The organism is Actinomycetes bacterium (assembly GCA_035489715.1).
Classification (GTDB): domain Bacteria; phylum Actinomycetota; class Actinomycetes; order JACCUZ01; family JACCUZ01; genus DATHAP01.
Genome location: DATHAP010000213.1, coordinates 1 through 2,265 on the forward strand (window position 1 = coordinate 1; position 2,265 = coordinate 2,265).

4 protein-coding genes are annotated in these 2,265 nt (G+C 70.6%); 2 read left to right on the top strand and 2 right to left on the bottom strand.

What is annotated here, in order from left to right; genetic code table 11:
• A partial coding sequence (locus VK640_17065) for a hypothetical protein (GenBank protein HTE74889.1) occupies positions 1-390 on the top strand: 390 nt, incomplete at its 5' end.
• A gap of 7 nt (positions 391-397) precedes the next feature.
• Positions 398-739 (top strand): hypothetical protein, encoded by a 342-nt coding sequence (locus tag VK640_17070; GenBank protein HTE74890.1) that lies wholly within the window; start codon positions 398-400, stop codon positions 737-739.
• On the opposite strand, the gene VK640_17075 is transcribed toward VK640_17070, so the two are convergent.
• Positions 721-1,122 carry a hypothetical protein gene (locus VK640_17075; GenBank protein ID HTE74891.1) on the bottom strand — a complete coding sequence of 134 codons (402 nt, stop codon included), beginning with the start codon at positions 1,120-1,122 and terminating at the stop codon, positions 721-723. The two genes, VK640_17070 and VK640_17075, sit on opposite strands and share 19 nt — an antisense overlap.
• An 18-nt stretch (positions 1,123-1,140) precedes the next feature.
• Positions 1,141-2,265: aminomethyltransferase family protein (locus VK640_17080; GenBank protein ID HTE74892.1), on the bottom strand; the 1,125-nt coding region annotated here is incomplete at its 5' end.

The following is a 2,265-nucleotide window of genomic DNA, read 5'->3' on the forward strand; positions in this document are numbered from 1 at the left end:
GCCGCGGTCCCGGGACCGCTCGGCTGGCTGGCCGGCGCCACCCGGGCCGGCAAGGCCGTCGACCAGGTCGGCGAGGTCGCCCGGGTGGTCGACGACTCGCCTCACGGTCGCGCAGTCGCGGCGTTCGCCTCGGTGCCGACGGCCGGTCGCCGCAAGCACGTGCGGCTCCTCGCCGACGACGCCGCGGTCGACCAGCTCTGGTGGGAGGTCCTGGCACCGCTCGGCTGGACCAACGTCCGCCAGGTCGACGAGGGTCTGATCACCACGACCCATCTGCCGGACGGGAGCCGCATCGTGCATCGTGACTTCAGCAACTCTGGTGGCCACACCATCGAGCTCCTCGACGTCAAGGGAGCGAGCGTTACGCTCATCCACCGAGCGGAGGGGTGACGAGCCGATGCCGGATGAGAAGACGATTCAGGCGCTAGAGGACGAACTGCTCGACGCACTGACCATCGACTACGTGATGATCCCGCGGATGACGTGGCACGCCGAGCAGGTGCTCGGCAGTACCGACCTAGTGTCCACCCGCGAGCTCGTGCGAGCCACATTGCCGCGCTTCCTCGACCATCCCGACGCCAAGCTCATCACCTTCGAGATGAACCGGCAGATCACCGATCCCGGCGAGCTGGCCCGCCTGCTCGACGACGAGTACCCGGAGAAAGGTCCCGGCCCTGACGAGTTCGCCGGCTGGTTGGTGAAGCGCGAGTACGACGTGACTCACCGCTGGTCGGACTGACCGCCCCAGCCGTCGCTCGCGCCGCCGTTGCCCGACCGGTTGGCCGCTGCGAGGAGCACCGGGCGGTCCGCGACCGCGAAGACCACGAGCGACACCAGCGCCGACACCAATGCCACGGACACCAGGGCGCCGACCGCCCCGGCGATGACGTGCGACAGCGCGAACGCCGCGACGTACACCGCGGTGAGACCCAAGGCCACCAACATGCTCCGCCGCCGGGTCCAGGCCATCCAGCACCACCCGATTGCGACCAGCAGCACGACTCCCCCGAGCGCCCGCACGCCGGTCAGCTCCGCTACCAGGAACCCGACGACCAGCGACCCGCCGGCCACCGGCCAGGTCGGGCGGTCCGAGGACAGCGCGCGAGCATCCCGGCTGGTCATCGGGTCGCCCTCAACACGTCAGGCCTTCACCTTGGCGTTGGTCGGGTCGTAGAGCGGCCGCAGCGAGGCCCGCGCCGGCCACAGCCGGCCGGCCACCTCGACCTCCCAGTCGCCGCCCTCGATCCAGTCCTTGGTGACCGGCTCGCCGCCCGGCCCGCCGGTGCCCACCATCGACAGCCCCACGGCACCGCCGAGGGTGTGCCCGTAGGACGCCGCCCGGATATATCCCACGGGCTTCCCTTCGCGCAGCACCGGCTCGGCGTGGAAGAGCAGCGGCTCCTGGTCGCTCATCAGCACCTGGACGAGCCGGCGGGTCAGCGGGCCGGCAGCCTTCTGCTCCTCCACCGCGGCCCGCCCGATGAAGTCGTGGTCGAGATCCACGGCGAACCCCAGGCCCGCCTCGAGGACCGTGTCGGTGTTGTCGATGTCGTGGCCGTAGTCGCGGTAGCCCTTCTCCATCCGCAGCGACGCGAGCGACTTGAGGCCGGCGTGCCGCAGCCCGACCGGTTCCCCGGCCGCCACCAGCCGGTCGTAGACGTGGGTGGCCTGCTCGACCGGGATGTAGAGCTCGTAGCCCAGCTCGCCGAGGTAGGTGATCCGCACGCACAGCACGCGCGCGTAGCCGATGTCGATCGACCGCGCGGTGCGGAAGGGGAACGCCTCGTTGGACAGGTCCGCAGACGTCAGCGACTGCAGCATCTCGCGGGACCGCGGCCCCTGAACGTTGAGCTGCGCGAAGCCCGACGTCATGTCCGTCACGAAGGCGTGCTGGTCACCGACGTGGCGGCGCATCCAGCTCTCGGCGTGCCGGTGCGCGGTGTCGGAGGCGACCACCCAATAGCGCTCGTCATCGAGCTTGGTGACGGTGAGGTCGGCCTCCAGCGTGCCGCCCTCGTTGAGCCACTGGGTGTACGTGATCAGGCCGCTGGGGCCGTCGACCGCGTTGGCGCTCAGCCGTGACAGCAGAGCACCCGCGTCCTGCCCCTGCACGAGGAACTTCGACATGAACGACATGTCCATGCAGATGACGCCCTCGCGCGCGGCCCGGTGCTCGTCCGCCCAGAAGTCGAACCAATTGGGCCGGCCCCACGTGAGCGGGCCCGGGTCGGGCGACGGCTGGCCCGACGGGTCGTACCAGTCGGC

Bases quoted from the DNA above. Each gene is read 5' to 3' on its own strand.
- VK640_17070 (HTE74890.1), top strand. From the start codon at position 398: ATGCCGGATGAGAAGACGATTCAGGCGCTAGAGGACGAACTGCTCGAC.
- VK640_17075 (HTE74891.1), bottom strand. From the start codon at position 1,122: ATGACCAGCCGGGATGCTCGCGCGCTGTCCTCGGACCGCCCGACCTGG.